We start from the raw sequence: 2,261 nt of genomic DNA on the forward strand, positions 1-2,261 counted from the left end.
CATCCGCACCGCCAAATGGGTTCACAACGCCCGGCAAGGCAACGATAGTGGGCAGAGCGGCATTGAGACGCATAGGTAATTAGAGGAATATTTTTTTCATACGATTGAATTTGCGGACCTCATTCGATACATCATTTTCAGAGTTGCAAACGATCTCTTAGCTACAAAACGTCGGGAGGCTGACATGTGTGGAATTGTCGGACTGTTTTTGAAGGACAAGTCGCTGGAACCCCAGCTTGGCGCGATGCTGTCGCAGATGCTGATCTCGCTCAGCGATCGCGGTCCCGATAGCGCCGGCATCGCCATCTATGGCGCGCCGTCCAAGAATGAGGCCAAGATCACCATCCAGTCGGCCAAGCCCGACCGCGATTTCCGCGGCCTCGAGGCGGAGCTCGCCAAGGCCATCGGCACGCCGGTGACGATCGCGGTGAAATCCACCCATGCAGTCGTCAGGACCACCCCCGCGAAGATCGATGAAGCGCGCGAAACCATCCAGGCGCTGCGCCCCGACATCCGCATCATGGGCGCCGGCGACGTGGTCGAGATCTACAAGGAAGTCGGCCTGCCCGAGGCAGTCGTCGATCGCTTCGATGTCCGCAAGATGACCGGCACACATGGCATCGGCCATACCCGCATGGCGACGGAATCGGCGGTGACGACGATGGGCGCGCATCCGTTCTCGACCGGCGCCGACCAGTGCCTGGTGCACAATGGCTCGCTGTCGAACCACAACAATGTCCGCCGCGAACTGATCCGCGAAGGCATGACCTTCGAAACCGAGAACGACACCGAAGTCGCTGCCGCCTATCTCTCGTCACAGATGGCGCATGGCAAGAATCTCGGCGAGGCGCTGGAAGGCACGCTCTCCGACCTCGACGGCTTCTTCACCTTCGTCGTCGGCACCAAGAACGGCTTTGGCGTGGTGCGCGATCCGATTGCCTGCAAGCCAGCCGTGATGGCCGAAACCGACCAATATGTCGCCTTCGGCTCGGAATATCGCGCGCTGACCAAACTGCCCGGCATAGACAATGCGAGGGTCTGGGAACCCGAGCCCGCAACCGTCTATTTCTGGGAGCATTGAGTTCATGCCGGCAACCACGCTTTCAAAAACCGCGGCACACGACCCTCGGGTCTTCGATCTCGACCAGTTGTCGCTGCGCGAACTCAACCAGGCGCTGCACAATCTGGCTCCCGGCTCGAACGAAACGGCATGGGAAGTGCTGAACCCGAAAGGCAGCCATTCGGTGGCCGTTGGCGTCGACCAGCCTGTTGCCATCGATGTGCGCGGCAGCGTCGGCTATTACTGCGGCGGCATGAATTCCGGCAGCACCATTACCGTGCATGGCTCGGCAGGGCCTGGAGTCGGCGAGAACATGATGTCGGGCTCGATCACCATCAAAGGCGACGCCAGCCAGTATGCCGGCGCCACCGGCAAGGGCGGCCTGCTGGTCATCGAAGGCAACGCCTCGTCGCGCTGCGGCATTTCGATGAAGGGCATCGATATCGTCGTGCATGGAAATATCGGCCATATGTCGGCCTTCATGGCGCAGTCAGGCAATCTGGTGGTGTTGGGCGATGCCGGCGATGCGCTCGGCGATTCCATCTACGAGGCGCGGCTCTTCGTGCGCGGCAAGGTCGACAGCCTCGGCGCCGACTGCATCGCCAAGGAAATGCGGACCGAGCATCTGGAATTGCTGCAGGGCCTGCTCGACCGCGCCGGCGTCACCGGCGTCAAGCCGTCGGAGTTCAAGCGCTACGGCTCGGCGCGTACCCTCTATAATTTCAATATCGACAACGCCGACGCGTATTGAGGCAGCATGACCTACAGGAACCCGCCGACGACGCCGCGCAAATCCGCGACCTTCGACGACTACACGCTTTCCGAGATCCGCCGTGCCGCGGCGACCGGCATCTATGACATCCGTGGCGCCGGCGCCAAGCGCAAGCTGCCGCATTTCGACGACCTACTGTTCCTCGGCGCCTCGATCTCGCGTTACCCGCTCGAAGGCTATCGCGAGCGCTGCGACACATCGGTCGTGCTCGGCTCTCGCCATGCCAAGAAGCCGATCGAGTTGAAGATTCCGATCACCATTGCCGGCATGAGCTTCGGCTCGCTGTCGGGTCCGGCCAAGGAAGCGCTCGGACGCGGCGCTACCCTGTCGGGCACCTCGACCACGACGGGCGACGGCGGCATGACCGAGGAGGAGCGCGGCCATTCCAAGCAACTGGTCTATCAATATCTGCCGTCGCGCTACGGCATG

Annotated in this window: 3 protein-coding genes; all 3 read left to right on the plus strand. The window is 61.7% G+C overall.

Annotation, left to right across the window (positions count from 1 at the left end; genetic code table 11):
• Positions 1 to 184 precede the first annotated feature (184 nt).
• On the plus strand, positions 185 to 1,081 hold the full coding sequence (locus tag EN994_RS27995; RefSeq protein WP_063167616.1) for a glutamine amidotransferase family protein: 897 nt from the start codon (positions 185 to 187) through the stop codon (positions 1,079 to 1,081).
• Between the two features lie 4 nt (positions 1,082 to 1,085).
• Positions 1,086 to 1,811 (plus strand): GXGXG domain-containing protein, encoded by a 726-nt coding sequence (locus tag EN994_RS28000; protein ID WP_013532905.1) that lies wholly within the window; start codon positions 1,086 to 1,088, stop codon positions 1,809 to 1,811.
• Between the two features lie 6 nt (positions 1,812 to 1,817).
• A partial coding sequence (locus EN994_RS28005; RefSeq protein WP_245466103.1) for a glutamate synthase-related protein occupies positions 1,818 to 2,261 on the plus strand: 444 nt, incomplete at its 3' end.

This window comes from Mesorhizobium sp. M7A.F.Ca.CA.002.09.1.1, assembly GCF_003998555.1.
GTDB classification, from domain to species: Bacteria; Pseudomonadota; Alphaproteobacteria; order Rhizobiales; family Rhizobiaceae; genus Mesorhizobium; species Mesorhizobium ciceri.